Origin of the sequence: Mesorhizobium sp. CO1-1-7 (assembly GCF_020164885.1) — a bacterium.
GTDB classification, from domain to species: Bacteria; Pseudomonadota; Alphaproteobacteria; order Rhizobiales; family Rhizobiaceae; genus Mesorhizobium; species Mesorhizobium australicum.
The window spans coordinates 255,501-280,483 of sequence record NZ_JAIUHA010000004.1 but is presented as its reverse complement, the minus strand read 5'-3'; the positions used below and the strand labels follow the sequence as shown (position 1 = coordinate 280,483).

The 24,983-nt window shown below is 64.2% G+C and carries 25 protein-coding genes; 20 read left to right on the top strand and 5 right to left on the bottom strand.

All coding sequences use genetic code 11. The features are described from left to right. The first annotated feature begins 29 nt into the window (after positions 1-29). Positions 30-239, top strand: coding sequence for a tautomerase family protein (locus tag LB516_RS10645; RefSeq protein ID WP_015314995.1), 210 nt, complete (start codon positions 30-32; stop codon positions 237-239). Between the two features lie 38 nt (positions 240-277). Here the strand turns inward: LB516_RS10645 and zapE are convergent, their stop codons facing one another. The 3 genes from zapE to LB516_RS10630 form a co-directional block, all read right to left on the bottom strand. Next, complete coding sequence (gene zapE, locus LB516_RS10640; protein WP_224642678.1) at positions 278-1,504, bottom strand: cell division protein ZapE; 1,227 nt, start codon at positions 1,502-1,504, stop codon at positions 278-280. Between the two features lie 92 nt (positions 1,505-1,596). Then, positions 1,597-2,136, bottom strand: coding sequence for a protease inhibitor Inh/omp19 family protein (locus LB516_RS10635; protein ID WP_015314997.1), 540 nt, complete (start codon positions 2,134-2,136; stop codon positions 1,597-1,599). A 138-nt stretch (positions 2,137-2,274) separates the two neighbouring features. After that, the gene (locus LB516_RS10630) at positions 2,275-2,718 is read right to left on the bottom strand and encodes a hypothetical protein (RefSeq protein WP_224719498.1); all 444 of its coding nucleotides are present in this window, start codon (positions 2,716-2,718) and stop codon (positions 2,275-2,277) included. A gap of 214 nt (positions 2,719-2,932) precedes the next feature. Between LB516_RS10630 and LB516_RS10625 the strand changes: the two genes are divergently transcribed. From LB516_RS10625 to LB516_RS10585, 9 genes are all read left to right on the top strand, one after another. After that, complete coding sequence (locus LB516_RS10625) at positions 2,933-3,943, top strand: MBL fold metallo-hydrolase (protein WP_224719497.1); 1,011 nt, start codon at positions 2,933-2,935, stop codon at positions 3,941-3,943. An 80-nt stretch (positions 3,944-4,023) separates the two neighbouring features. Next, on the top strand, positions 4,024-4,590 hold the full coding sequence (locus tag LB516_RS10620) for a hypothetical protein (protein WP_224719496.1): 567 nt from the start codon (positions 4,024-4,026) through the stop codon (positions 4,588-4,590). A gap of 213 nt (positions 4,591-4,803) precedes the next feature. Continuing rightward, positions 4,804-4,965: a DUF1328 family protein gene (locus LB516_RS10615; RefSeq protein WP_015315001.1), complete on the top strand. Its 162-nt coding sequence runs from the start codon at positions 4,804-4,806 to the stop codon at positions 4,963-4,965. Between the two features lie 93 nt (positions 4,966-5,058). Next, positions 5,059-5,943: a diaminopimelate epimerase gene (dapF, locus tag LB516_RS10610; RefSeq protein ID WP_140618301.1), complete on the top strand. Its 885-nt coding sequence runs from the start codon at positions 5,059-5,061 to the stop codon at positions 5,941-5,943. Further along, the gene (gene mtaB / locus LB516_RS10605; protein ID WP_224719495.1) at positions 5,943-7,268 is read left to right on the top strand and encodes a tRNA (N(6)-L-threonylcarbamoyladenosine(37)-C(2))-methylthiotransferase MtaB; all 1,326 of its coding nucleotides are present in this window, start codon (positions 5,943-5,945) and stop codon (positions 7,266-7,268) included. The genes dapF and mtaB overlap by 1 nt, the downstream gene beginning before the upstream one ends. A gap of 552 nt (positions 7,269-7,820) precedes the next feature. Next, positions 7,821-9,170, top strand: a complete 1,350-nt coding sequence (gene ftsY, locus LB516_RS10600) for a signal recognition particle-docking protein FtsY (protein ID WP_411969386.1) — start codon at positions 7,821-7,823, stop codon at positions 9,168-9,170. A gap of 58 nt (positions 9,171-9,228) precedes the next feature. Beyond that, positions 9,229-9,903 (top strand): septation protein A, encoded by a 675-nt coding sequence (locus LB516_RS10595; protein ID WP_015315005.1) that lies wholly within the window; start codon positions 9,229-9,231, stop codon positions 9,901-9,903. A gap of 19 nt (positions 9,904-9,922) precedes the next feature. Beyond that, on the top strand, positions 9,923-10,543 hold the full coding sequence (locus tag LB516_RS10590) for a pyridoxamine 5'-phosphate oxidase family protein (protein ID WP_015315006.1): 621 nt from the start codon (positions 9,923-9,925) through the stop codon (positions 10,541-10,543). Between the two features lie 36 nt (positions 10,544-10,579). Next, entirely contained in the window at positions 10,580-11,119 is a 540-nt protein-coding gene (locus tag LB516_RS10585) for an NADPH-dependent FMN reductase (RefSeq protein ID WP_224719494.1), read from the top strand. A gap of 72 nt (positions 11,120-11,191) precedes the next feature. Here LB516_RS10585 and LB516_RS10580 read toward each other — a convergent pair whose 3' ends face one another. Next, a complete protein-coding gene (locus LB516_RS10580) occupies positions 11,192-11,620 on the bottom strand; it encodes a GNAT family N-acetyltransferase (RefSeq protein WP_224591988.1) in 429 nt (142 codons plus the stop codon). A 214-nt stretch (positions 11,621-11,834) separates the two neighbouring features. On the opposite strand from LB516_RS10580, the gene mdh reads away from it, so the two are divergent. From mdh to lpdA, 10 genes are all read left to right on the top strand, one after another. Then, on the top strand, positions 11,835-12,803 hold the full coding sequence (mdh, locus tag LB516_RS10575; RefSeq protein WP_015315009.1) for a malate dehydrogenase: 969 nt from the start codon (positions 11,835-11,837) through the stop codon (positions 12,801-12,803). Between the two features lie 46 nt (positions 12,804-12,849). Further along, positions 12,850-14,043 carry an ADP-forming succinate--CoA ligase subunit beta gene (gene sucC / locus LB516_RS10570; protein WP_224591986.1) on the top strand — a complete coding sequence of 398 codons (1,194 nt, stop codon included), beginning with the start codon at positions 12,850-12,852 and terminating at the stop codon, positions 14,041-14,043. A gap of 4 nt (positions 14,044-14,047) precedes the next feature. Next, positions 14,048-14,419: a cupin domain-containing protein gene (locus tag LB516_RS10565; RefSeq protein ID WP_015315011.1), complete on the top strand. Its 372-nt coding sequence runs from the start codon at positions 14,048-14,050 to the stop codon at positions 14,417-14,419. Between the two features lie 3 nt (positions 14,420-14,422). Next, positions 14,423-14,920, top strand: a complete 498-nt coding sequence (locus tag LB516_RS10560) for a DUF1579 family protein (RefSeq protein ID WP_224591984.1) — start codon at positions 14,423-14,425, stop codon at positions 14,918-14,920. 11 nt (positions 14,921-14,931) lie between these two features. Beyond that, on the top strand, positions 14,932-15,834 hold the full coding sequence (sucD, locus tag LB516_RS10555) for a succinate--CoA ligase subunit alpha (protein WP_140791679.1): 903 nt from the start codon (positions 14,932-14,934) through the stop codon (positions 15,832-15,834). 144 nt (positions 15,835-15,978) lie between these two features. Then, on the top strand, positions 15,979-18,963 hold the full coding sequence (locus LB516_RS10550) for a 2-oxoglutarate dehydrogenase E1 component (RefSeq protein WP_140618313.1): 2,985 nt from the start codon (positions 15,979-15,981) through the stop codon (positions 18,961-18,963). 32 nt (positions 18,964-18,995) lie between these two features. Further along, positions 18,996-20,273, top strand: a complete 1,278-nt coding sequence (odhB, locus tag LB516_RS10545; RefSeq protein ID WP_224719493.1) for a 2-oxoglutarate dehydrogenase complex dihydrolipoyllysine-residue succinyltransferase — start codon at positions 18,996-18,998, stop codon at positions 20,271-20,273. Positions 20,274-20,366: 93 nt separating this feature from the next. Further along, a complete protein-coding gene (locus tag LB516_RS10540) occupies positions 20,367-20,819 on the top strand; it encodes a hypothetical protein (RefSeq protein WP_224654874.1) in 453 nt (150 codons plus the stop codon). Beyond that, positions 20,816-21,571 carry an SDR family oxidoreductase gene (locus LB516_RS10535; protein ID WP_224719492.1) on the top strand — a complete coding sequence of 252 codons (756 nt, stop codon included), beginning with the start codon at positions 20,816-20,818 and terminating at the stop codon, positions 21,569-21,571. The genes LB516_RS10540 and LB516_RS10535 overlap by 4 nt, the downstream gene beginning before the upstream one ends. A 24-nt stretch (positions 21,572-21,595) precedes the next feature. Beyond that, a complete protein-coding gene (gene lpdA / locus LB516_RS10530; RefSeq protein ID WP_224719491.1) occupies positions 21,596-23,002 on the top strand; it encodes a dihydrolipoyl dehydrogenase in 1,407 nt (468 codons plus the stop codon). Between the two features lie 776 nt (positions 23,003-23,778). On the opposite strand, the gene LB516_RS10525 is transcribed toward lpdA, so the two are convergent. Continuing rightward, entirely contained in the window at positions 23,779-24,846 is a 1,068-nt protein-coding gene (locus LB516_RS10525) for a TraB/GumN family protein (protein WP_224719490.1), read from the bottom strand. Positions 24,847-24,983 lie beyond the last annotated feature (137 nt).

Here is a 24,983-nt window from a genome sequence, read left to right as displayed (position 1 = left end):
TATCAGACACAATTCAAGGGGAGGGCGTCATGCCATTCGTCAACATCCGCATCGTCAAGGAAGTGATCGCCGCCGATCCGGCCGGCAAGAAGGCTGACATCGCCAGGAAAGTCACGGCGGCCATCATGGACGCCACCGGGCTTAGCAACGACGATGTCTGGGTGGTCTTCGAGGAAGTCAACGCCCGCGACTGGTATGTCGGCAAGACCGACGTGGAGACGTTGAGAGGCAAGAAATAATCCCAAGGCGCGATGAGCGCCGCAAATCCGGGCTCTGCTCAGGACGGTGAAGGTGCGGCGGCCGTATCCGCGCCTGCCGTGCGTCGGCCGACCGTACCTTCACCCGGTCGGCGCTTCGCCCAGCTCTCCAGCCAGTCGCGGCTTTGCATCTCGATCAGCCGCGATGCGGTTCGCTCGAATTCGAACACCTCGACGCCGCGCTTGGCCACATAAAGCGCGTGCGGTGGCGCCTCGGCGCTCACCACCAGCCGCGTATGATGGTCGTAAAGCGTGTCGATCAACAGGATGAAGCGTTTGGCCTCGTTGCGCTTGCCTTCGCCCAGTACCGGCACACGGTCGATGAAAACAGTCGAAAACCGCCCGGCGATCGCCAGGTAATCGCGCGCGCCGAGCGGCTTTTCGCAAAGGTCGGCGAAGGTGAAACGCGCCGCGTCACCAGCGGCGGCCGGCACCACCACCTTGCGTCCCTTCAGCGTCAGCGAGGTCTCGGCCGTCGGCGCACCGCGCGTCATCGCCTGCCAGGCCTCGTCGAGCGCCTGGTCGGCCGCCGCATCGGCCGGCGTGACATAGACCGGCGTACGGGCGAGCTTTTCCAGCCGGTAATCCTTGTCGCTGTCCAGCGACAGCACCTGCGCGTGGCGTTCCAGTATGGCGATGAACGGTAGGAAAAGCTGGCGGTTCAACCCGTCACGGTAAAGGTCTTGCGGCGCCACGTTCGAGGTGGCCACCAGTACGACCCCGTTGGCAAACAGTGCCGAGAACAGCCTGGACAGGATCATGGCGTCGGCGATGTCGGTGACCGAGAACTCGTCGAAACACAGCACCCAGGCCTGCTCGGCGAGCGCCTTGGCCACCGGCGGGATCGGATCGTCTTCCCTGACCGTGCCTTCCTTGCGCGCCTGCCGGTGTTTCTGGATACGGTCCTGCACATCGGCCATGAAGTCGTTGAAATGCACACGGCGCTTGCGCCTGACCGGCAGGAGCTCGAAGAACATGTCCATCAGCATGGTCTTGCCGCGGCCGACGCCGCCATGGATGTAGAGGCCCTTGACAGCTTCATGCGTCTCGCGCTTGCGCGCAAACAGCCAGCCCAGTGCACTGGACTTGTGCGCCAGCCGCTTGGCCGAGATCTCGACGGTCAGCCGGTCGAGCGCGGCGGCGATCTCTTCCTGCGCGGCATCGCGCTCGATCGCGCCTGATACCACCAGATGGTCGTAGCGCTGCCGGACGGTCGGATGTGTCTGAAGGCCGTCACGCAGATGCATCGATCACGTCATTGTTCAGAGCAGGATGCCCAGAGAAAGGGTGCGCCGAGATTGAGGTCACGCCGCCGGCATCACCTGAATGTCGGCATCTCCTACCTCGTAAGCGAGATCGGTTGCCCGTTGGAAGTCTGGCCGTCGAATTTCGAGCCGCCCGACGAATAGAGCCGCGCCAGCGAACCGCCATTCTCGTCATAAAGCGTCAGCTGCTTGCCGGCGACGTTCCACGACTTGATGCCGTCGATCGGCGCCGGGCAATGCAGCGGCCCGGCGCGGAAACCGGCGCCGAACTTGGTCTGCGGCGTCGCCACCTTGCAGCTCTGGCCGGAGACGCTGACGTTCCAGACACCGGCGACGGCCGCCGCGCTGAGATCGGCGGCACCCGCGGGCGCCGCGCCGTCCGGCGGCAGCGAAGCAACTTGCGTGTTAGCCGGCGCGGTCGGGAACCGCGACGGGTCGGTGGTGCCGGGCGAGGCCGGCGGCGGCAGCTGGTTGGAACTCACCTGGCCAGCGGGGGCTGGCTGCAGCGGCGCCGGTTGCTGGTCGTCCATCGACGAGAAGCGTGAGGTTGAGCAGCCGCTCGCAACGAGTGCCGCCAGGGATACGGCCACCAGGCCGCCTTTCGAAAAATTCATTACAACCTCCGTCGGATCCGGCTGGGGGGAAACCGTCCGCGCAATCTCACCTCCACCAAGATGGAGAAGGTGGCGAAATTTCAACCCGATATGGTTAAAATAGGGTTTGCGGTATGAATTGTTGCAAATTTATCGCACTCACCCGGCGAGCGGCGCACTCGGCACGAACACATATCCGTCCGGTCCGACGATATAGCACTCGCGCAGACCATGCGGCTTGTCGATCGCGCCGGCCAGCACGATGTGGCCATGCTCCAGCGCCGCGGCCTCGATCGCGTCGGGCTCCGCGCCATAGAGACGCAGTTCGATGCCGGCACCGCGCGTCTCCGTACCCGCGATGGAGCCCGTCATGGGATTGTCGAGATAAGAATGGTCCGCATGCAGCATGAACACCGATCCCAGAAGCTCGAGCGCGGCGAAATCCTCGTCGGCATAGACGATGCGGGCGCCAAGCACGTCACCGCAGAAGGCTTCCATCGCCGCCATGTCCGATACCAGCAGATTGACGCCGATGCCGCGCGGCAGCGAGCGGCCGAAATCCTCGGCCTTCATCCAGGGTGTCTTGGTCCGGTTCATCGCCATGGCGTCTTCCTCCTGATGCCGCGATCCTAGCCGAGACCGCCTTGCCGCCCTTGGTCTTCGGCCGGCAAACGCTTGCGCCAGCCGCGTCAGGGCTTATGTCTATGGCCAATTCCAGGAAAGGTGTGTGGCGCTTCCCCGGGAAAACGCGCAGCACTTTCCCCCTGGGAATTGAGTGAAAACAAAGAGTTCACCGAAACCCGCCGGAGCGCAGACCTTGGCCGCCAGAAAGAAAGCCGCCAACCGCTACTACAGCGGCCCGCCCAGCGACCATTTCGACGGCAGCCTGTTCTTCAATCCCGGCGGCCGGATGCCCGGCCCCTTCAAGGATTTGCTGAAATGGCAGTTCAGCGGCCAGCGCTCTAAATGGCCGGCTGCCAGCCCGAGCCCCTTTGCGCAGGCAAAGCCGGCGGCGGCGGTCGAAGGCGCCGATCTGATCGTGACCATGGTCGGCCATTCGACCTTGCTGATCCAGACAGCCGGGCTGAACATCCTTACCGATCCGGTCTGGTCGGAGCGCACATCGCCGTTCTCCTTTGCCGGACCCAGGCGCGTCAATCCGCCGGGTATCGCCCTTGGCGATCTGCCGGCGATCGACCTCGTGCTGGTCAGCCACAACCACTATGACCATCTCGACCTTGCCACGCTGAGGCAGTTGCAGGAGAAGCACGATCCGCTGGTGGTGACGCCGCTCGGCAACGATGCCATCATCGCCGCCGCGGTGCCCGGGATGCGGCTTTCCGCGCATGACTGGGGCGACAGGGTCGATGTCTCCGACGGCACCGCTATCCACGTCGAGCCCGCGCATCACTGGTCGGCGCGCGGGGCGCGCGACCGGCGCATGGCGCTGTGGGCCGGCTTCGTCATCGAGACGCCGGGCGGAAAAATCTATTTCGCCGGTGATACCGGCTTCCACGGCGGCATCAACTACCGGCTGATGGCGGAGAGGCATGGCGGCTTCCGCTTCGCCATCCTGCCGATCGGCGCCTACGAGCCGCGCTGGTTCATGGCGCCGCAGCACCAGAACCCCGAGGAAGCGGTCCAGGGCATGTCGTTGTGCAACGCAGCCTTCGCCGCCGGCTGCCATTGGGGCACGTTCCAGCTCACCGACGAGCCGTTCGGCGAACCGGTGCGGAAGCTGGCCGAGGCGCTGGACGGCCGAGGCATCCCACAGGAGCGCTTTCGCGCCTTGCGGCCCGGCGAGATCTGGGAAGTGCCCCGGATATGATCGCCTCGATGGCTGGAATGACCGTTTACGCTGCCATGGTTTTCGCTGATGGTCATCCGCGGACAGGATAGGGGAATCAGATGAAGTCAATCATGGCAGGTCTTTTGGCGCTGGCGGTCTCTGTGCCGGCGGCTTTCGCGGGCGAGATCAGCGATCGGGCGGCCGAGGCCGAGAAGCTGCTCCAGTCGGGTGATGGCGCCGGTGCGCTGGAGAAATTCAGCAGCGCCCAGGAAGCGCTCTGGCAAGCGATGCCGCTTGGCGTCCTGAACGTCAGGCAAGTCGACACGGCCTCCGGCTTCGGTATCTACAGCGAGCGCGCCAACCACATCTACAAGCCCGGCGAGAAAATCGTGCTGTACATGGAGCCGGTCGGCTATGGCTACGGCAAGGACGGCCTCGGCAACAGCATGATCGCGCTCTCTGTCGACATCACCGTCGTGTCCGCAGCCGGCGAAACGCTCGGCACAATGGAAAAAGTCGGCCGTGTTCAGATCGCCTCTCGCTCGCACAATCGCGAACTGTTCTTCAAACTCGACCTCTCCCTCGACGGCCTGCCGGCCGGCAAATACCGGTGCGACTTCGTCATGCATGACGAGAACTCGAGCAAGACGGCCCCCTTCAGCACGGATATCGAGATCGCCGGCTGAGGCGATGCCGGGAAAACCACCGATGTCCGATGGAGACGGCACCGGCGGGGACGAAATCCGCGTCGGGCGTAATGTCTTCATCAATCAGAACTGCACTTTCTACGACCTCGGCTGCCTCGACATCGCCGACGCTATCTCCCGGCCTCGGGAACCCAAGCACGACAGCCGCGTTTTTCAACCGGTTTCAATGTGTCCGGCTTGCGAGGCGTTCCCATGCTCAAATGGATCATCATTCTCCTGATCATCGCCGCCGCGGCGAGCCTGCTCGGCATGCCGGCGCTGGCGGGCGCGGCCGCCACTGGCGCGCGCATTCTCATCGGCATCGTGCTCATCATCTTCCTGTTGATCTTGCTTGGGGTCTTTGCGGTAACGTAAGTCCCGCACCTTCGCCGTGAAAGCGGCTGCGCACTGGTAATTCCTGCCCGTTTCCGCCATATAGCGCCGAACGGACATGGAAGTTTCGGAGCAATGGCAGGCACGGCCCCTTTCGCCAAGATGAACGGCATCGGCAACGAGATCATCGTTGCCGACATGCGTGGCCGTGCGGATCGGGTGACGGCCGCGGCTGCCATCGCGCTCAACGCCGATGCCTCGACGCGGTTCGACCAGATCATGGCGATCCACGACGCCAGGACGCCGGGCACCGCTTATTTCGTCGACATCCTGAATTCCGACGGGTCGGGCGCGCAGGCCTGCGGCAACGGTATGCGCTGTGTCGTCCAGGCGCTGGCCGCCGAGACCGGCGAGAAGACCTTCACCTTCGAGACCGTGGCCGGGATCTTGAACGCCCGCGAACACGCGGACGGCTCGATCTCGGTCGACATGGGCACGCCGCGCTTCGGCTGGCGCGACATCCCGCTGGCCGAGGAGTTCCGCGACACCCGCATGATCGAATTGCAGGTCGGCCCGATCGACGCGCCGGTGCTGCATTCGCCTTCGGCGGTCTCGATGGGCAACCCGCACGCCATCTTCTGGGTCGACGCCGATGTCTGGACTTATGAACTCGATCGTTTCGGCCCGCTGCTCGAAAACCATCCGATCTTTCCCGAGCGCGCCAACATAACCATCGCGCAGGTGACCTCGCCCGACTCGATGATCATCCGCACCTGGGAGCGTGGCGCCGGCCTGACCAAGGCCTGCGGCTCCGCCTCGTGCGCGGCTGTCGTTGCCGCCGCGCGCACCAGGCGCACGGGCCGCAGCGTCAATCTTTTGACCCCCGGCGGCGGTACGCTGCATGTCGAGTGGCGCGAGGACGACCACGTCATCCTGACCGGCGCGGCCGAGTGGGAATTTTCCGGCAGCTTCGATCCGTCGACCGGACAATGGGCCCGCGACACCGAAAGCGCGGCGTGATGTCCGCCCTTGCCAAGGACGTCGACGTGGCGAAGGAGGCCGGCCGCATCGACGTGGTGACTTTCGGCTGCCGTCTCAACACCTATGAGTCCGAAGTGATGCGGCGCGAGGCCGAAAATGCCGGCCTCGGCGCGCTGGATGGCGGCGCCGTCATCTTCAACACCTGCGCCGTCACCGGCGAAGCGGTGCGCCAGGCCAGGCAGGCGATCCGCAAGGCGCGCCGCGACAACCCGGCCGCGCGCATCATCGTCACCGGCTGCGCCGCGCAGACCGAGCCCGAAAAATTCGCCGCCATGGACGAGGTCGATCTCGTGCTTGGCAATGAAGAGAAGCTGAAGGCCAATTCCTATCGCGCGCTGCCCGATTTTGGCGTCAACGATACCGAGAAGGCGCGCGTCAACGACATCTTTTCGGTGCGTGAGACCGCCGGCCACATGGTCGATGCCATCGAGGGCCGGGCCCGTGCGTTCGTGCAGGTGCAGAATGGCTGCGACCATCGCTGCACCTTCTGCATCATCCCCTATGGCCGCGGCAATTCGCGCTCGGTGCCGATGGGCGCCGTGGTCGAGCAGGTCAAGCGGCTGGCGGGCAACGGCTATGCCGAGATCGTGCTGACGGGTGTCGACATGACGTCTTTCGGCGCCGACCTGCCAGGCGCGCCGAAGCTCGGCAAGCTGGTGAAGACCATCCTGCGTCAGGTGCCCGATGTAAAGCGGCTCAGGCTTTCCTCCATCGATTCGATCGAGGCCGACGGCGATTTGCTCGATGCGCTCGCCACAGAAGCCAGGCTGATGCCGCATCTGCATCTGTCGCTGCAGTCGGGCGACGACATGATCCTGAAGCGCATGAAGCGCCGCCATCTGCGCGATCAGTCGATCCGCTTTTGCGAGGATGTGCGCAAGCTGCGGCCCGGCATTGTCTTCGGCGCCGACATTATCGCGGGTTTCCCGACCGAGACCGAAGCCATGTTCGAGAATTCGCTGGAGATCGTCGAGGAGTGCGGCCTGACCCATCTCCACGTCTTCCCATTTTCGCCGCGCGAGGGCACACCCGCCGCGCGCATGCCGCAGCTGCGTCGAGAGCTGGTCAAGCAGCGTGCCGCCCGGCTGCGCGCCGCCGGCGAAGCGGTCTACCAGCGCCATCTGTCCTCGCTCGCCGGCAGCCGTCAGTCGGTCCTGATCGAGCGCGACGGCCTTGGCCGCACCGAAGGGTTCACGCTTGCCGCACTCGGCACCGGCGCGCCGGGAGAGATCGTCGAGGCTGATATAACCGGCCACGACGGGATCAGGCTGATAGCCACTCCCCTTGCCGCCCGCGCCGCCTGAGAACACAAAAGCATGGCTGGTTTTTTCAAGAAGATATTTTCGTTCGGCAAGAAGGAGGTGGTCGAGGAGCGCATCGACGAGACCGCCCCGCTGCCGCCGATCAAATGGGACCAGCTCGACGCGCTGAAGCCGGCGGCCGAGCAGGCCGTGCCGGAGTTTCTGAAGCGCGAGGAGCCTGTGACGGAAGCCGTGCCGGCGACCGTGTCTGCTCCGGTCGAGGCCGCGCCCGGGCCGCAGCCCGAGGAACCCACACCCGAGGAACCCACACCCGAACCTGCGCCGACCATTCCGCCCGCGCCGGAGCCGACGGTTCCGTCAGAACCGGAGCGGCAGCCGGAGCCTGCGCCGGAAGAGAAACCGGCACCCGCGCCCGAGACACCTGAACCGCCCGCGCCCGAAGAGGTCCCGCCGCCGCCGGTTGCTCCCGAGCCCACGCCCGAACCCCAGCCGCAGGAGATCCCGCCGGCGCCATCGGAGCCGGAGATCGTTCCCTCGCGTCCGGAGAGGCGACCGGAACCCGCGCCCGTCGAAGTGCCGACGCCGCCAGTCGAAGTGCCGGCCGAGATACCCGCACCGGTCGAGGTGCCGCCGGCGTCGCCGGCTGAAGTGCCTCCGTCGGCGGCCGCCGTCGAGCAGCCTTCAAGGGCCGGCGCTGCCCCTCATCCGCCTGCCGGCACCTCCCCGTATAGGGACGAGGCGAAGGAAGGGGCTTCAGCACCGTCCTTGCCCGGTTTGCGGGGAGAGCATGAAGGAAAGCGCGGACCTGCCGTCGAAGCGGCGCTCGAAGCGCCACCAGCTGAAATCGCCCCTCCCATTCGCCAACCTGCACCGGTCGAGACGCAGCCGGTCGTTGCCGAGGTCGCGCCCGAGCCTCAATCGGTCCCGCGGCCCACCCCGGAGCCAAGACCCGTTCCCGGCAAGGTGACGGTCGCCAGGAAGGTCGAGCAGAAGGCCGAGCCACAGAAGGCGCCGGAACCGGCGCCGAGGCAATCCTGGTTCCAGCGCATGCGGGACGGCCTAGCCCGGTCCTCGCGCGAACTGACCGGCAACATCGCCGGCGTCTTCACCAAGCGCAAGCTGGACGAGGAGACGCTGCAGGACCTGGAGGACGTGCTGATCCGCGCCGATCTGGGCGTCGAAACGGCGCTGCGCGTCACCGATTCACTGGCCTCCAGCCGCTACGGCAAGGATGTTTCCGATACCGAAGTGCGCGCCGTCATGGCGGCCGAGGTGGAGAAGGTGCTCGCGCCGGTCGCGAAACCACTCGAGCTTGACCTCTCGCACAAGCCGCATGTCATCCTGGTGGTCGGCGTCAACGGCACCGGCAAGACCACGACCATCGGCAAGCTAGCCGCCAAGCTGACCGATGGCGGCCTGTCGGTGATGCTGGCCGCCGGCGATACGTTCCGCGCCGCCGCGATCGAACAGCTGAAGATCTGGGGCGAACGAACGAAATCGCCCGTCATTGCCTCGAAGCTCGGCGCCGACGCCGCCGGTCTCGCCTACGATGCCTTCGAGCGGGCAAAGGAAGCCGGCTCCGACGTGCTGATCATCGACACCGCCGGCCGGCTGCAGAACAAGACCGAACTGATGGCGGAGTTGGAAAAGATCGTCCGCGTGCTGGGCAAGCTCGATCCCGAAGCGCCGCACACCGTGCTGCAGACGGTCGACGCCACGACCGGCCAGAACGCGCTCAACCAGGTCGAGATCTTCCGCAATATCGCCGGCGTCAACGGCCTGGTGATGACCAAGCTGGACGGCACGGCGCGGGGCGGTATTCTGGTGGCGATCGCGGCAAAACATAAATTGCCGGTCTATTTCATCGGCGTCGGCGAACAGGTCGACGACCTCGAACCGTTTTCCGCAAGCGAATTCGCCAGGGCGATCGCTGGAGTGGCTTGAACAAGGCACGATGCCGGAAGTGAGGCTTCCGGACTGGATCGTGCGTTAGAAGGAAACCATGAACCCACCCATTCTCGAACGCGATCCATCCGACCCGCAGAAAGAGAAGAAGGAAGGCATCAATCCCGTGCTCAAGCTGGCGCTGGAGCTCGGGCCGCTGCTCGTCTTCTTCTTCGCCAATGCGCGCGGCGAGTGGCTGACTCAGAAATTGCCCGTGCTGGCTGAATTCGGCGGCCCGATCTTCGTCGCCACAGGCCTGTTCATGGCCGCGACCGCCATCGCGCTGATCGCCTCATGGCTGCTCACCCGCACCTTGCCGATCATGCCGATGGTGTCGGGGGTCGTCGTTTTCATCTTCGGCGCGCTGACGCTTTATCTGCAGGACGATATCTTCATCAAGATGAAGCCGACCATCGTCAACACGCTGTTCGGCGGCGTGCTGCTTGGCGGCCTGTATTTCGGCCGCTCGCTGCTCGGCTATGTCTTCGAGTCCGCATTCAAGCTCGATGCCGAAGGCTGGCGCAAGCTCACCTTCCGGTGGGGCCTGTTCTTCCTGTTCCTGGCCCTCGTCAACGAAGTCGTCTGGCGGAATTTTTCCACCGACGCCTGGGTTACGTTCAAGGTCTGGGGCATCATGCCGATCACGCTTCTTTTCACCTTCAGCCAGATGCCGCTGATCCTGCGCCACTCGCTGGACGACAAGGCCGGCGGCGAAGAGAAAGTCGGCAAATAAGGCTGTAAAGGGGAGAGCCATGGAATTCGTCACCACCCAGGACGAGCTGCGGACGATCTACAAGACGCCGCGCCCGACCGATGGCTCGATCCGCAAGGAATTGAAGGCGCTGGACGCCCATTGCCGCTCCTTCATCGGCAAGAGCCCATTCGTGCTGATCGGCTCGTCCGATGGCGAAGGCAATGCCGACGTGACCCCGAAAGGCGACAAGCCCGGCTTCGCCGCCATTCTCGACGAGAACACCATCGCCATCCCCGACCGGCCCGGCAACAACCGGCTGGATACGCTGGAAAACATCATCCGCAATCCCTCGGTCGGGCTGCTCTTCCTCATACCAGGCATGAACGAGACGCTGCGCGTCAATGGCGATGCCCGCATCACCGTCGATGCCACCTTGCGCGAGCGCCTTGCGGTCGACGGCAAGGAGCCGCAAAGCGTCATCGTGATCGTGGTCAAGGCCGCTTACATGCATTGCGCCAAGGCTTTCATGCGCTCCGATTTGTGGAAGCCCGACAGCTGGCATGATCGCGCCACGCTGCCGACGCTCGGCCAGATCCTGCGCGACCAGTTGGCACTGGCCGATTCGGCCGAGGCGACCGACCGCTGGCTCGACGGCGAGTACAAACAGACGATGTGGTAGGGTTGTCGGCCCCCGATTCGTCTGAACTGGTCCGCCTTGCTCAACCTCATTGCGATATCCGGCAGCCTGCGGGCGGCCTCCACCAATTCGGCCCTGGTCGCGGCACTGGCGCTGAACACGCCAGCGGGCTGTCGCGTCACCGTCTATGACGGGCTTGGCCGGCTGCCGATCTTCAATCCCGACGACGAGGGCGAGCGGACGCCGCGCGAGGCCTCCGATCTGATCGAGGCCGTCACCGGCGCGGACGGTGTCATCGTCTCCTGTCCCGAATATGCCCATGGCGTGCCTGGCGGCCTTAAGAACGCGCTCGACTGGCTGGTCTCGCGGGACGCCGCCGTCGGCAAGCCGGCGATGCTGGCGCACGCCTCGCCACGCTCGCTCTACGCCCGCGCGGCGCTGGCGGAGATCATGCGCACCATGTCGTTCGCGCTTTGCGAAGAAGCCATGCTCGAGGTCTCGCTCCTCGGCAAGAAGCCGGCGGAGGTTGAAAGTATCCTGCGAGAGCCGGCAAACGTGCGGGCAATTCGCGATGGCCTGTCAGCCTTCGCGGCCTTCATCCGCTCGCGCCAAATTTGAGCGGACTCGCGCCAAATTGAGCGGACGCCATCGTGTCGTCGTCCTGGAAGGACCGGAGGCGTTGGCCAATCGCTACAGCCGATAGACGTACATCACAAAGGTCTCCGCCTCGCCATGCGCCTCCTTGCGCCCCTCATAAAGTGCGCGGGCGGTCAGATTGTCCGGCTCGGTGCCGACCCAGGCCTCTTCGCAGCCATGCTCGCGGCCGAGCGCGAACATCGCGTCGAGCATTCCGCGCGCGATGCCCTGGCGCTGGAAGGCTGGCGAGACGCCGACCTCGTCGACATAGAGTTCGGGCGCCTTGTCCGGATGGCGGTGCATGACCGCCGCGCATTGGCCGACGACAACGTCCTCGGCCAGGGCCACGATCATGAAATGGCCCGATTGCGCGAGATAGCTTGCCAGGCGATCGGGCCGCACCGGCTCGTCGAACACGTCGTCGGCAATCCGCATCACAAGGGCGTCATCTCCGGGATAAAGCCTTCTGATCTCAATCGCCATTGTGTAAATTCTCCCAAGTCGGCTTACAAACTTTGACGTTTACGTAAATCCCAAACACACTAACCGATTGAAAATGCAGGGGTCGAAATAATCGTTTGAATTTATTCCGCACCAGAGCTATTGGGTGCGGGAAATTCGCGGTTCCCCCGCAGCAGTCCGGCCTCTTCCTCGACGCCGTGTTGGCGCGTCACAGACAAAGGGAAATCATCCTCACATGGCACGCAACAAGATAGCGCTTATCGGCTCTGGCATGATCGGCGGCACGCTCGCCCACATGATCGGCCTCAAGGATCTCGGCGACGTGGTCCTGTTCGATATCGCCGAGGGTATCCCGCAAGGCAAGGGGCTCGATATCGCGCAGTCGTCGCCGGTCGATGGTTTCGATTCCCGGCTGACCGGCGTCAACGACTATGCCGGCATCGAGGGCGCCGATGTCTGCATCGTCACCGCCGGCGTGCCGCGCAAACCGGGCATGAGCCGCGACGACCTGCTGGGCATCAACCTGAAGGTCATGGAGCAGGTCGGCGCAGGGCTGAAGAAGTACGCGCCGAAGGCCTTCGTCATCTGCATTACCAATCCGCTCGACGCCATGGTGTGGGCGCTGCAGAAGTTTTCGGGCTTGCCCAAGACCCATGTCGTCGGCATGGCCGGCGTGCTCGACAGCGCGCGCTTCCGCTACTTCCTGGCGGAGGAATTCAAGGTTTCGGTCGAGGACGTCACCGCCTTCGTGCTCGGCGGCCACGGCGATTCCATGGTGCCGATGATCCGCTATTCCACGGTGTCGGGCATTCCGCTTCCCGACCTGATCAAGATGGGCTGGACCTCGAAGGAAAAGCTCGACCAGATCGTGCAGCGCACCCGTGACGGCGGCGCCGAGATCGTCGGCCTCCTGAAGACCGGCTCGGCCTATTACGCGCCGGCGGCCTCGGCGATCCAGATGGCCGAATCCTATCTCAAGGACAAGAAGCGCGTGCTGCCTTGCGCGGCACACCTCTCCGGCCAGTATGGCGTCAAGGGTACCTATGTCGGCGTGCCCGTGGTGATCGGCGCCGGCGGTGTCGAGCGCGTCATCGAGATCGACCTTAACAAGGCCGAGCAGAAGATGTTCGAGGCATCGGTGGCGACCGTGCAGGGCCTGACCGAGGCCTGCGTCAAGATCGCGCCGCAGCTCGCCTCGAAATAACCCGCCCAAACGTCACCCCGGCAAAACGACCTGGAGATAGTTCCCGATGAACATCCATGAATATCAAGGCAAGGCGCTGCTGAAGAGCTTTGGCGCGCCGGTGGCCGAAGGCGTGCCGGTTTTCAAGGCAAGCGAGGCGGAAGCCGCTGCACAGGCGCTGCCCGGCCCACTCTATGTGGTGAAGAGCCAGATCCATGCCGGCGGCCGCGGCAAAGGCAAATTCAAGGAACTCGGCGCCGACGCCAAGGGCGGTGTGCGACTGGCGAAGTCCGTCGCCGAGGTGGTCGCCAACGCCAACGAGATGCTCGGCCATACGCTGGTGACCAAGCAGACCGGCCCGGCCGGCAAGCAGGTCAACCGCCTCTATATCGAGGACGGCGCCGACATCGAGCGCGAGCTCTATCTCTCCATCCTGGTCGACCGCTCGGTCGGCCGCATCGCCTTTGTCGTCTCGACCGAGGGCGGCATGGACATCGAGGGCGTCGCGCACGACACGCCGGAAAAGATCATCACCGTCGCCATCGATCCGGAAAAGGGCGTTACGGCTGAGGACGTCAAGGCGCTCAACGATGCGCTGAAGCTCGACGGCGACGGGGCCAGGGACGGCGGCACGCTGTTCCCGATCCTCTACAAGGCCTTCGTCGAGAAGGACATGAGCCTGCTCGAGGTCAACCCGCTGATCGTCATGAAGGATGGGCATCTGCGCGTGCTCGACGCGAAGGTGTCGTTCGACAACAACGCGCTGTTTCGCCACCCAGATGTGCTCGAACTGCGCGACACGTCAGAAGAGGACGAGAAGGAGATCGAGGCGTCGAAATACGACCTCGCCTATGTCGCGCTCGATGGCAATATCGGCTGCATGGTCAACGGCGCCGGCCTTGCCATGGCGACGATGGACATCATCAAGCTCTACGGCGCCGAACCCGCCAACTTCCTCGATGTCGGCGGCGGCGCTTCCAAGGAGAAGGTGACGGCCGCGTTCAAGATCATCACCAGGGATCCGGCGGTCAAGGGCATCCTGATCAATATCTTCGGCGGCATCATGAAGTGCGACATCATCGCCGAGGGTGTGATTGCCGCGGTCAAGGAAGTCGGGCTCAAGGTGCCGCTGGTCGTGCGCCTGGAAGGCACCAATGCCGAGCTTGGCAAGAAGATCATCAACGACAGCGGCCTGAACGTCGTCTCGGCCGACGATCTCGACGACGCGGCCAAGAAGATCGTGGCGGCGGTGAAGGGCTGAGCCGGTGCCTCCACGCAAGATAAACCTGGTCGAGGCGGCGGATCGGACCATCACTGAGGTCTTCGATCCGCATATCGCCGGCGACGTGAATGACAGCCAGGCCAAGGTCGCCAAGTTCGGCGAGGTCTTCGACTGGCATGCGCATGACAATGAAGACGAAGCCTTCCTCGTGCTGCGCGGCAGGATCGCCATTGATTTTCGCGACGGGCCGATCGAGCTCGGCGAGGGCGACTTCATCGTCGTACCGCGCGGCGTCGAGCATCGGCCGCGTTCGCTGACATCAGAGCCGGTGGTGCTGATGTTCGAACCGGCGACGACACTCAACACCGGCAATGCCAAGAGCGATCTGACGGTCGCCGATCTGAAGCGGCTCTGACCGATGAACGCCTCGCCCTTCTCTTCGCTCTCGGCCGATCACCAGCTCCTGCAGGCTTTGGTCGGTGCTTGGCGCGGCGAGGAGGAGGTGGCGGATACGCAGTGGGCCGATGGCGGCATGGCGACGAGCGAAGTGACAGCGGAAGCGCAGTTCGGCGGTCTGTTCGTGGTGCAGCGCTATAAGCAGCGCCGCGATGGCACGGTCTCCTTCGGCGCGCACAATGTATTCGGCTTCGACCAGCAGAACAGCGTCGTCACCATGCACCAGTTCGATTCGATGGGCTTTGTGCCGTCCTCGCCCGCCACGGGCACATGGAACGGCCGCGAGCTGGTGCTGGAGCGGTCGTCGCCGCGCGGCTTTGCGAAGGTGACGTATGTTTTCGACGATGCCGACACCTACCGCATGCGATTGCATTTCAAACTTGCCGGCAGCGATGACTGGCAAGACATGGTGAGCGGCGTCTACCGGCGCGTCTCGCCTTCCTCGATCAACGGTTTTTAAAAAGGGCGGCCATGTCCATTCTCGTCGACAAGAATACCAAGGTGCTGGTGCAGGGCCTGACCGGCAAGACCGGTACGTTCCATACCGAGCAGGCGCTGGCCTACCACGGGACAAAGATGGTCGGCGGCATCCATCCCAAGAAGGGCGGCGAGACCTGGACGGGCTCGAAAGGCGAGAGCCTGCCGATCTTCGCCACTGTCGCCGAAGGCAAGGAAAAGACAGGCGCCAACGCCTCCGTCATCTACGTGCCGCCGGCGGGCGCCGCGGAAGCCATCATCGAGGCGATCGAGGCGGAGATCCCGCTGATCGTCTGCATCACGGAAGGCATTCCGGTGATGGACATGATCAAGGTCAAGGCGCGGCTCGATCGCTCGGCCTCGCGGCTGATCGGACCGAACTGCCCGGGCGTGCTTACCCCCGACGAATGCAAGATCGGCATCATGCCCGGGAACATCTTCCGCAAGGGCTCGGTCGGCGTTGTTTCGCGCTCGGGAACACTTACCTACGAGGCTGTGTTCCAGACCACCAATGTCGGCCTCGGCCAGACCACCGCCGTCGGCATCGGCGGCGACCCCGTCAAGGGCACCGAGTTCATCGACATGCTCGAGATGTTCCTGGCCGATGATGAGACCAAGTCGATCATCATGATCGGCGAGATCGGCGGTTCGGCCGAGGAAGACGCCGCGCAGTTTCTCAAGGACGAAGCCAGGCGTGGTCGCAAGAAGCCGATGGCCGGCTTCATCGCCGGGCGCACCGCGCCGGCCGGACGCACCATGGGCCATGCGGGCGCGGTCATCTCCGGCGGCAAGGGCGGCGCGGAAGACAAGATCGCGGCGATGGAATCGGCCGGGATAAAAGTTTCGCCGTCGCCGGCACGGCTGGGCACGACGCTGGTCGAGGCGATCAAGGGTTAAGGCAGTAGTGAGTAGCAGGTAGTCAGTAGTGAAGAAGGGAAGAACGGGTGAGTAGCAGCTGAGCCGAAAATTCCATTTTCCGCTCACTACCGGCTACTCATTGTTCCCTCGAAAGGAGACGGAGCCAGGCTCCGCTGAAACGACATGGCAAGACAAGATCAGGCCAACGACCAATTTTCGCTCACCTCTTTCCTCTATGGCGGCAATGCCGATTACATCGACGCGCTCTACGCGGCGTATGAGGACGATCCCGCCTCGGTCAATCCCGAGTGGCAGGAGTTCTTCGCCGGGCTGAAGGACGATGCCGGCGATGTGCGCAGGAACGCCAAGGGCGCTTCATGGGCGAAACCTTCCTGGCCGCTGCAGGCCAATGGCGAGCTGGTGTCGGCGCTGGACGGCAATTGGGGCATCGTCGAAAAGCACCTGGAAAAGAAGGTCAAGGACAAGGCCGTCACCAACGGTGTCGTGCTGTCCGACGCCGATGTGCACCAGGCGACACGTGATTCCGTGCGCGCCATCATGATGATCCGCGCCTTCCGCATGCGCGGCCATCTGCACGCCAATCTCGATCCGCTCGGCATCAACACGCTCGAGGATTACAACGAACTGTCGCCGGAAAATTACGGCTTCACCGAAGCCGACTACGACCGGCCGATCTTCCTCGACAATGTGCTGGGGCTCGAATTCGGCAGCATCCGGCAGATGCTGGAGATCCTCACCCGCACCTATTGTTCGACGCTCGGCGTCGAGTTCATGCATATTTCCGATCCCGAGGAAAAGGCCTGGATCCAGGCGCGCATCGAGGGCGCCGACAAGGAGATCTCGTTCACCGCCACCGGCAAGAAGGCGATCCTGCAGAAGCTGGTCGAGGCGGAAGGCTTCGAGCAGTTCATCGACGTCAAGTACAAGGGCACCAAGCGCTTCGGTCTCGACGGCGGTGAATCGCTGATCCCGGCGCTGGAGCAGATCGTCAAGCGCGGCGGCCAGCTCGGCATGAAGGAGATCGTGCTCGGCATGGCCCATCGCGGCCGCCTCAATGTGCTTTCCCAGGTGATGGCCAAGCCGCACCGCGCCATCTTCCACGAATTCAAGGGCGGCTCGGCGGCCCCCGACGAGGTCGAGGGCTCGGGCGACGTGAAGTACCATCTCGGTGCCTCGTCGGACCGCGAGTTCGACGGCAACAAGGTTCACCTTTCGCTGACGGCGAACCCTTCGCATCTGGAGATCGTCGACCCCGTGGTAATGGGCAAGGCGCGCGCCAAGCAGGACTCCCTGTTCGGCCGCGGCCGCGAGGAGATCGTGCCGCTGGAAGAGCGGGCCAAGGTGCTGCCGCTCTTGCTGCATGGCGACGCCGCCTTTGCCGGCCAGGGCGTGATCGCCGAGATCCTCGGCCTATCGGGCCTGCGTGGCCACCGCGTCGCCGGCACGCTGCACTTCATCATCAACAACCAGATCGGCTTCACCACCAATCCGCGCTTCTCGCGCTCATCGCCCTATCCGTCCGATGTCGCCAAGATGATCGAGGCACCGATCTTTCACGTCAATGGCGACGATCCGGAGGCTGTGGTGCACGCCACCAAGGTGGCGATCGAATTCCGCATGAAGTTCCATAAGCCGGTGGTCGTGGACATGTTCTGCTACCGCCGCTTCGGCCACAATGAGGGCGACGAACCGGCCTTCACGCAGCCGCTCATGTACAGCAACATCCGCGCCCACAAGACGACGGTGCAGATCTATGGCGATCGCCTGATCGCCGAAGGGCACATCACCCAGGCCGAGCTCGATCAGATGAAGGCCGATTGGCGCGCGCATCTGGAAGCCGAATGGGAAGTCGGCCAGCACTACAAGCCCAACAAGGCCGACTGGCTCGACGGCGCCTGGTCAGGCCTGCGCACGGCCGACAACCAGGACGAGACAAGGCGCGGCAAGACCGCGGTACCGGTCAAGACGCTGAAGGAAATCGGCAAGAAGCTGACCGAGGTGCCGAAGGGCTTCGAAGCGCACAAGACGATCATCCGCTTCCTCGAAAACCGGCGTCAGGCGATCGAGTCCGGCGAAGGCATCGACTGGTCGACGGCCGAGGCGCTGGCCTTCGGCGCGATCCTGCTCGACGGCAATCCGATCCGGCTTTCCGGACAGGATTCCGAGCGCGGCACCTTCTCGCAGCGCCATTCCGTGCTCTACGACCAGCGCGACGAGACCCGCTACATCCCGCTCAACAATCTGTCGGCGGCGCAGGCCGGCTACGAAGTCATCAACTCGATGCTGTCGGAAGAAGCGGTGCTGGGCTTCGAATATGGCTACAGCCTGGCCGAGCCGAAGGCGCTGACGCTGTGGGAGGCGCAGTTCGGCGACTTCGCCAACGGCGCCCAGGTGGTATTCGACCAGTTCATCTCGTCGGGCGAACGCAAGTGGCTCAGAATGTCGGGCCTCGTCTGCCTGCTGCCGCATGGCTATGAAGGCCAGGGCCCGGAACATTCTTCCGCCCGGCTGGAGCGCTTCCTGCAGCTTTGCGCCGAAGACAATATGCAAGTCGCCAACTGCACGACGCCGGCCAACTACTTCCACATCTTGCGCCGGCAGCTGAAGCGCGACTTCCGCAAGCCGCTGATCCTGATGACGCCGAAGTCGCTGCTGCGCCACAAGCGGGCGGTGTCGACGCTGCCGGAAATCTCGGGCGAAAGCTCGTTCCACCGGCTGCTGTGGGATGATGCCCAGCTGTTGCCCAACCAGGCGATCAAGCTGACCAAGGATTCCAAGATCCGCCGCGTCGTGCTGTGCTCGGGCAAGGTCTATTACGACCTCTATGAAGAGCGCGAGAAGCGCGGCATCAACGACATCTATCTGCTGCGCGTCGAACAGCTCTATCCGTTCCCGGCCAAGGCGCTGATCACCGAGCTGTCACGCTTCCGCAACGCCGAGATGGTGTGGTGCCAGGAGGAGCCCAAGAACATGGGTGCCTGGTCGTTCATCGATCCGTATCTGGAATGGGTGCTGGCGCATATCGACGCCAAGCATCAGCGGGTGCGCTACACCGGCCGTCCGGCGGCCGCGTCGCCGGCGACCGGGCTGATGTCGAAGCACCTCGCCCAGCTCGCCGCCTTGCTCGAAGACGCGCTCGGCGAATAAGCAGAACAGAACCGAAAGAACGGACAGGCACAATGGCTACCGAAATCCGCGTTCCCACACTCGGCGAATCCGTCACCGAAGCGACCGTTGGCAAATGGTTCAAGAAGGTCGGCGATGCCATTGCCGCCGACGAGCCGCTGGTCGAGCTCGAGACCGACAAGGTGACGATAGAGGTGCCCGCCGCCGCCGCCGGGACGCTCGGTGAAATCACGGTTGGGGAAGGCGAGACGGTCGGCGTCGGCGCCCTGCTCGGGTCGATTTCGGCCGGTGGCGCGGCTGCTCCCGCGACCAAGCCGCAAGCGGTCGCGCAGGCGTCCAGCCCCGACGCGGCATCCACCACCAAGCAGGCCGCGGCCGAGACCGCCAAGGTTGCCGGCGATGCCGGACCGGTCGAGCCGCGCACCATGCCGCCGGCGCCGGCGGCGGCAAAATTGATCGCCGAGAACAATCTGTCGGTCGACCAGCTCTCCGGCTCGGGCAAGCGCGGCCAGGTGCTGAAGGGCGACGTGCTGGATGCCATCTCCAAAGGTGCGCCGTCGCAGCCGGCCGAGACGCCAAAGGCAGCGCCGGCACCGATCGCGGTTCGGGCGCCGTCGTCTGGCGACGATGCATCGCGCGAGGAGCGCGTGCGCATGACCAAGCTGCGCCAGACCATCGCGCGCCGCCTGAAGGAGGCGCAGTCGACCGCCGCCATGCTGACCACCTTCAACGAAGTCGACATGTCGGCGGTGATGGCGCTCAGGACGAAGTACAAGGACGTTTTCGAGGAGAAGCACGGCGTGAAGCTCGGCTTCATGGGCTTCTTCACCAAGGCGGTCACCCACGCGCTGAAGGAAATCCCCTCGGTCAATGCCGAGATCGACGGCACCGACATCATCTTCAAGAACTATGCCCATATCGGTGTCGCGGTCGGCACCGAAAAGGGTCTCGTGGTTCCGGTCGTGCGCGATGCCGACCAGATGTCGATCGCCGAGATCGAGAAGGATATCGGCCGGCTGGGCATCGCAGCGCGCGACGGCAAGCTGTCGGTCGCCGACATGCAAGGCGGCACCTTCACCATCTCCAATGGTGGCGTCTACGGGTCGCTGATGTCGACGCCGATCCTCAATGCGCCGCAGTCGGGCATTCTGGGCATGCACAAGATCCAGGACCGGCCGGTTGTGGTCGGCGGCCAGATCGTGATCCGGCCGATGATGTACCTGGCGCTCAGCTACGATCACCGCATCGTCGACGGCAAGGAAGCCGTGACCTTCCTGGTGCGGGTCAAGGAAAGCCTGGAGGATCCGGAGCGGCTGGTGCTCGATCTGTGAGGCGGTCGGATGGCGGCTTGCGGCAAAGAGCGGCCAATGATGGCTCGCTTGCTCGGAGCCACCAAACCGGTTGTGCTTATGGCCGGGATCGTGATGACTACCGCAGCCGCCCAGGCCGCCTGCCCGATCGAACTCGCCGTCTATGGCGATAGCCAGAGCGGCAGCGAGATCGATTTTACCCCGACCGGCACATCGGCTGTTGTAACCAACACGTTCCGCATGATCCTTGACAACAATGTGGTGCTGAACGGCATCGTCATGTGGACCACGGATGTTGCGCGGCCGAACGGCGCGCTGATGTACAAATGCCCGGAGGGCGACGTGACCGGCGAGGAGCTTGCCGCCTGTACGCTGTGGAACGGCGTCATCTACACGTCCGACGACAAGGGCACTGTCGGGCTTTTGCCGGCCGAGGGAGTGGAGGCGCCGAAGACGCTGATCCTGCCCGATCTCGGGCCGGTGCTTAGGCAGTCCCGGGCGCGTGGCGGCGGCGGATTTTCGAAAGTGCCGTCCGATGTGTTCGCTATGAAGGGATGCCAGGAATGAGCGCGACGCAAAAAGTGCTGCTGGTCACCGGCGGCAGCCGCGGCATCGGCGCCGCCATCTGCCGGCTGGGGTCGGAGGCGGGCTATCGCGTCGCGGTCAATTACGCCTCCAACAAGGCCGCCGCCGATGCGCTGGTCGCCGAAATCAAGGACGGCGGCGGCGAAGCCGTTGCCGTCAGGGGCGATGTCGGCAAGGAAACCGATATCATGGCCATGTTCGGCGCCGTCGACCGCGCCTTTGGCCGGCTCGACGCCTTCGTCAACAATGCCGGCATCGTCGACGTCAAGGCGCGCGTCGACGAGATGGATGTCGCGCGGCTGGAACGCATGATGCGCATCAATGTCGTCGGCTCGTTCCTGTGCGCCCGCGAGGCGGTGAAGCGCATGTCGACGCGGCATGGCGGGTCGGGCGGTGCGATCGTCAACATCTCGTCGGCGGCGGCGACGCTGGGCTCGCCGGGCGAATATGTCGACTATGCCGCATCCAAGGGCGCCATCGACACCTTCACCATCGGCCTCGCCCGCGAGGTGGCTCTGGAAGGCATTCGCGTCAATGCGGTGCGGCCGGGCATCATCGACACCGACATCCACGCCTCCGGTGGCCAGCCGGACCGGATAGAACGGTTCCGCGATCTGCTGCCGATGAAAAGGGCGGGCACGGCGGATGAAGTCGCCGGTGCGGTCCTCTATCTTTTATCCGATGCCGCGTCCTATACGACGGGCGCGATCCTGAATGTCAGCGGCGGCCGCTGAACCCCAAGCAAAAGGGAAACAAACATGGCTTATGACGTGGTTATCATCGGCTCGGGACCCGGCGGCTATGTCTGCGCCATCAAGGCGGCACAGCTTGGGCTGAAGGTGGCGGTGGTCGAGAAGAACGCGACCTTCGGCGGCACCTGCCTCAACATCGGCTGCATCCCGTCCAAGGCGCTGCTTTATGCCTCGGAAATGTTCGCCGAGGCCGGCCATTCCTTCGACACGCTCGGCGTCGAAATTCCGGCACCCAGGCTGAACCTGAAGAAAATGATGGCGCACAAGGACGCGACGGTGTCGTCCAACGTCAATGGCGTCGCCTTCCTGTTCAAGAAGAACAAGATCGATGCCTTCCGCGGCACCGGCAAGGTGGTTGCCGCAGGCAAGGTCTCGGTGACCGGCGAGGATGGCAAGGTCGACGAGATCGAGACCAGGAACATCGTCATCGCCACCGGGTCCGACGTCGCCGGCATTCCCGGCGTCAAGGTCGACTTCGACGAAAAGATCATCGTGTCCTCGACCGGCGCGCTGTCGCTGGAGAAGGTGCCGGGCCATTTGGTGGTGGTGGGCGGCGGTGTCATCGGCCTCGAACTCGGCTCGGTCTGGGCACGGCTTGGCGCCAAGGTCACTGTGGTCGAGTTCCTCGACACCATTTTGGGCGGCATGGACGGCGAGGTGTCGAAACAGTTCCAGCGGCTGCTCTCCAAGCAGGGCTTCGAATTCAAGCTCGGCGCCAAGGTGACCGGCGTCGCCAAGGCCAAGAAGGGCGCGACCGTTACCTTCGAGCCGGTCAAGGGGGGTGCTGCCGAAACCATCGAGGCCGATGCCGTGCTGATCTCGACGGGACGCCGCGCCTTTTCGGACAGCCTCGGGCTGAAGGAGGCCGGCGTCGAGGTCGACGAGCGCGGCCGGGTCAAGACCGACGGGCATCTCAGGACCAATGTTCCCGGGATCTACGCCATCGGCGACGTCATCGCAGGGCCGATGCTCGCCCACAAGGCCGAGGACGAGGGCGTGGCGGTGGCCGAGACCATCGCCGGCCAGGCCGGCCATGTGAACTATGACGTCATTCCGAGCGTCGTCTACACCAGTCCGGAGATCGCCTCGGTCGGCAGGACCGAGGAAGAGCTGAAGAAGGCCGGCATCGACTACAAGGTCGGCAAATTCCCCTTCACGGCCAACGGCCGCGCGCGCGCCATGCTGCATACCGACGGTTTCGTGAAGATCCTGGCCGACAAGCAGAGCGACCGCGTGCTCGGCGTCCATATCGTCGGCTTCGGCGCCGGCGAGATGATCCATGAGGCGGCGGTACTGATGGAGTTCGGCGGCTCGTCGGAAGATTTGGCCCGCACCTGCCACGCCCATCCGACGATGTCGGAAGCGGTGAAGGAAGCGGCGCTGGCCACCTTCTTCAAGCCGATCCACATCTAAGGGTGCCCAACGCTTCGTCGTCCTATGGCGGAGCAAGGAGCGAAGCGACGCGGCGTAGATCCCTGGAGCTGCTCCGCAGCCCAAGGGATCCCTGCCGTGACTTCAGAGCGCTCCTGCGATGCGGAATTCTGCTCCGCTGCATTCCTCGGCCGAGGTCGCGGCATGGATCCTCGGGTCAAGCCCGAGGATGACGAACGGGCGGAGTGGCTTGGCGCCAAGGCCCCCCAACGGTCATCACCCAAAACAAAACGGCCCGCCTTTCAGCAGGCCGTTGGTCTTTGATATCGAGCCCCTTACTGGGCCGGCGCTGGTGCCGGGGCGGGCGCTGGTGCCGGGGCGGGCGCTGGTGCGGGAGCCGGCGCTGGCGCTGGTGCCGGGGCGGGCGCAGGAGCAGGTTCGGCTGGCTTGGCCGGTTCGGCGGGCTTCATCGGTTCAGCCGGTGCGGGCGCCGGAGCCGGTGTGCTGGCCGCTGGCGGCTCGGCGGGTGCCGGGTGCTCGCCACCACTTCTTCCGAAAACATAATACGCGACAATCGCCAGGATAACGACGACCAGTGCAATCAACCAAGGGCTGCCGCCACCGCCGCTCGGCCGAGGGGCATTGGTGGTCGAATTGTACGGGTCGTTTGGGTTTGGTGTGTTCGCCATAAATGTGTCCTCCGGGAAGATGAAAAAGGTCAATCAACATCCATCAACGCGCAACCGTTGAATGGGTTTCACGCTAGCGGAGGAAAACGCCGTAAACGCGGCGTTTGCGTGCCTCCGCTGCCATCCGACTCAATTGACGGCGGTGACAGTATAGCCGGCTTTGCGGAAATCCTCGACCAGTCCCTCTGGACCGGGAAGGTGCAGCGCGCCGACCGCCATGAAGGCGTTGCCCTTGGCCAGGATCGGCCCGGCATGATCGACCATTACCTTGTTGCGGCTGGTGATCATGGTTTCCTCGAAGGCGGCGTAGCCCGCGGGGTCGTCCTGCTCCTCGGGCATGGCGGCGCGGAACAGCGGCCAGAACATCCCGGTGTCGCCACGCTGGTAAAGCACGATCATGGTTTCGTTGATATCGTTGACCTTGTCGCCCAGCTTCAGCGTGTCGACCAGACCTTTCATGTGAAACGCGAGCGGCAGCGAGGCCATGGCGCGCAGCTGGCTCTCGGCCGTTTCCAATCCTTCCACCGGCTTGCCGGCCGCCTTGGCGCTCTCGGCCAGCTTGACGTCGAGCACCGGCGCGCCGCCGGACTGGCGGGCGAGTTCGCAAGCCGGAAGCGCCATCATGGCCGACAGCATCCACGGCTTCATTTTTGCGACCGTCGCCGGCGGGATGCCGCGCGCATCGAGCGCGGCGTTCATGGCCGCCGCTTCGTCCGGCGACAGCAGTGACGAAAGCGTCGTGGAGTCGGTGAACATCATCAGGTCCGGCTCCTTCAGCATCGCCGCCATCATCTTCTGCTTGTCGAGCACGTCGGTGGTCTCGATGATGAGGGTGCCGGCAGCATCGAAGGCCTTCTGCGCATAGGCCGGCAGCGTGGTGACGCGCGGATCGGTCATGTGCATGGTGCCGAACAGGTAGGATGGCTGTTCGCCCGGTTTTTCCAGCTTCCACAGCAGTCCCTTGCCGTTCAGCGTGGCAGCCGCCTCGGCGTCGATTTTGCCGTAGGTGGCGGGATTGTTCTTCTGCAAGGCCGACAGCATGTCGGCGCCGGTACAGGTCGGGATTTCCGCGTGCGCCCTGCCGGCGGCGAACAGCAGGACAGCAAGGAAGGATAGGAAAAACAGCACGTTGAGCGCGACAAGCAGTTTCAGCGAGACGGAAGCCGCACGGTCGACGATGGCAATGACACGTTTCATGGTCCCATTCCTAGGACTGAAAAGCGGCAAAACCGTTAATCGGGGTTATGAAATTGTCCTAACCGCCCATTCTTCGTCATCCACCGGCGGAGCAAGGAGCATAGCGACGCGGCGCAGACCCGAGGATCCATGCCGCG

Excerpts from the sequence above, each read along its gene's own strand:
- LB516_RS10645 (WP_015314995.1), top strand. The coding sequence starts at position 30 with ATGCCATTCGTCAACATCCGCATCGTCAAGGAAGTGATCGCCGCCGAT.
- zapE (WP_224642678.1), bottom strand. The coding sequence starts at position 1,504 with ATGCATCTGCGTGACGGCCTTCAGACACATCCGACCGTCCGGCAGCGC.
- LB516_RS10635 (WP_015314997.1), bottom strand. The coding sequence starts at position 2,136 with ATGAATTTTTCGAAAGGCGGCCTGGTGGCCGTATCCCTGGCGGCACTC.
- LB516_RS10630 (WP_224719498.1), bottom strand. The coding sequence starts at position 2,718 with ATGGCGATGAACCGGACCAAGACACCCTGGATGAAGGCCGAGGATTTC.
- LB516_RS10620 (WP_224719496.1), top strand. The coding sequence starts at position 4,024 with ATGAAGTCAATCATGGCAGGTCTTTTGGCGCTGGCGGTCTCTGTGCCG.
- LB516_RS10615 (WP_015315001.1), top strand. The coding sequence starts at position 4,804 with ATGCTCAAATGGATCATCATTCTCCTGATCATCGCCGCCGCGGCGAGC.
- dapF (WP_140618301.1), top strand. The coding sequence starts at position 5,059 with ATGGCAGGCACGGCCCCTTTCGCCAAGATGAACGGCATCGGCAACGAG.
- mtaB (WP_224719495.1), top strand. The coding sequence starts at position 5,943 with ATGTCCGCCCTTGCCAAGGACGTCGACGTGGCGAAGGAGGCCGGCCGC.
- LB516_RS10595 (WP_015315005.1), top strand. The coding sequence starts at position 9,229 with ATGAACCCACCCATTCTCGAACGCGATCCATCCGACCCGCAGAAAGAG.
- LB516_RS10590 (WP_015315006.1), top strand. The coding sequence starts at position 9,923 with ATGGAATTCGTCACCACCCAGGACGAGCTGCGGACGATCTACAAGACG.
- LB516_RS10580 (WP_224591988.1), bottom strand. The coding sequence starts at position 11,620 with ATGGCGATTGAGATCAGAAGGCTTTATCCCGGAGATGACGCCCTTGTG.
- mdh (WP_015315009.1), top strand. The coding sequence starts at position 11,835 with ATGGCACGCAACAAGATAGCGCTTATCGGCTCTGGCATGATCGGCGGC.
- sucC (WP_224591986.1), top strand. The coding sequence starts at position 12,850 with ATGAACATCCATGAATATCAAGGCAAGGCGCTGCTGAAGAGCTTTGGC.
- LB516_RS10560 (WP_224591984.1), top strand. The coding sequence starts at position 14,423 with ATGAACGCCTCGCCCTTCTCTTCGCTCTCGGCCGATCACCAGCTCCTG.
- sucD (WP_140791679.1), top strand. The coding sequence starts at position 14,932 with ATGTCCATTCTCGTCGACAAGAATACCAAGGTGCTGGTGCAGGGCCTG.
- LB516_RS10550 (WP_140618313.1), top strand. The coding sequence starts at position 15,979 with ATGGCAAGACAAGATCAGGCCAACGACCAATTTTCGCTCACCTCTTTC.
- odhB (WP_224719493.1), top strand. The coding sequence starts at position 18,996 with ATGGCTACCGAAATCCGCGTTCCCACACTCGGCGAATCCGTCACCGAA.
- LB516_RS10540 (WP_224654874.1), top strand. The coding sequence starts at position 20,367 with ATGACTACCGCAGCCGCCCAGGCCGCCTGCCCGATCGAACTCGCCGTC.
- LB516_RS10535 (WP_224719492.1), top strand. The coding sequence starts at position 20,816 with ATGAGCGCGACGCAAAAAGTGCTGCTGGTCACCGGCGGCAGCCGCGGC.
- lpdA (WP_224719491.1), top strand. The coding sequence starts at position 21,596 with ATGGCTTATGACGTGGTTATCATCGGCTCGGGACCCGGCGGCTATGTC.
- LB516_RS10525 (WP_224719490.1), bottom strand. The coding sequence starts at position 24,846 with ATGAAACGTGTCATTGCCATCGTCGACCGTGCGGCTTCCGTCTCGCTG.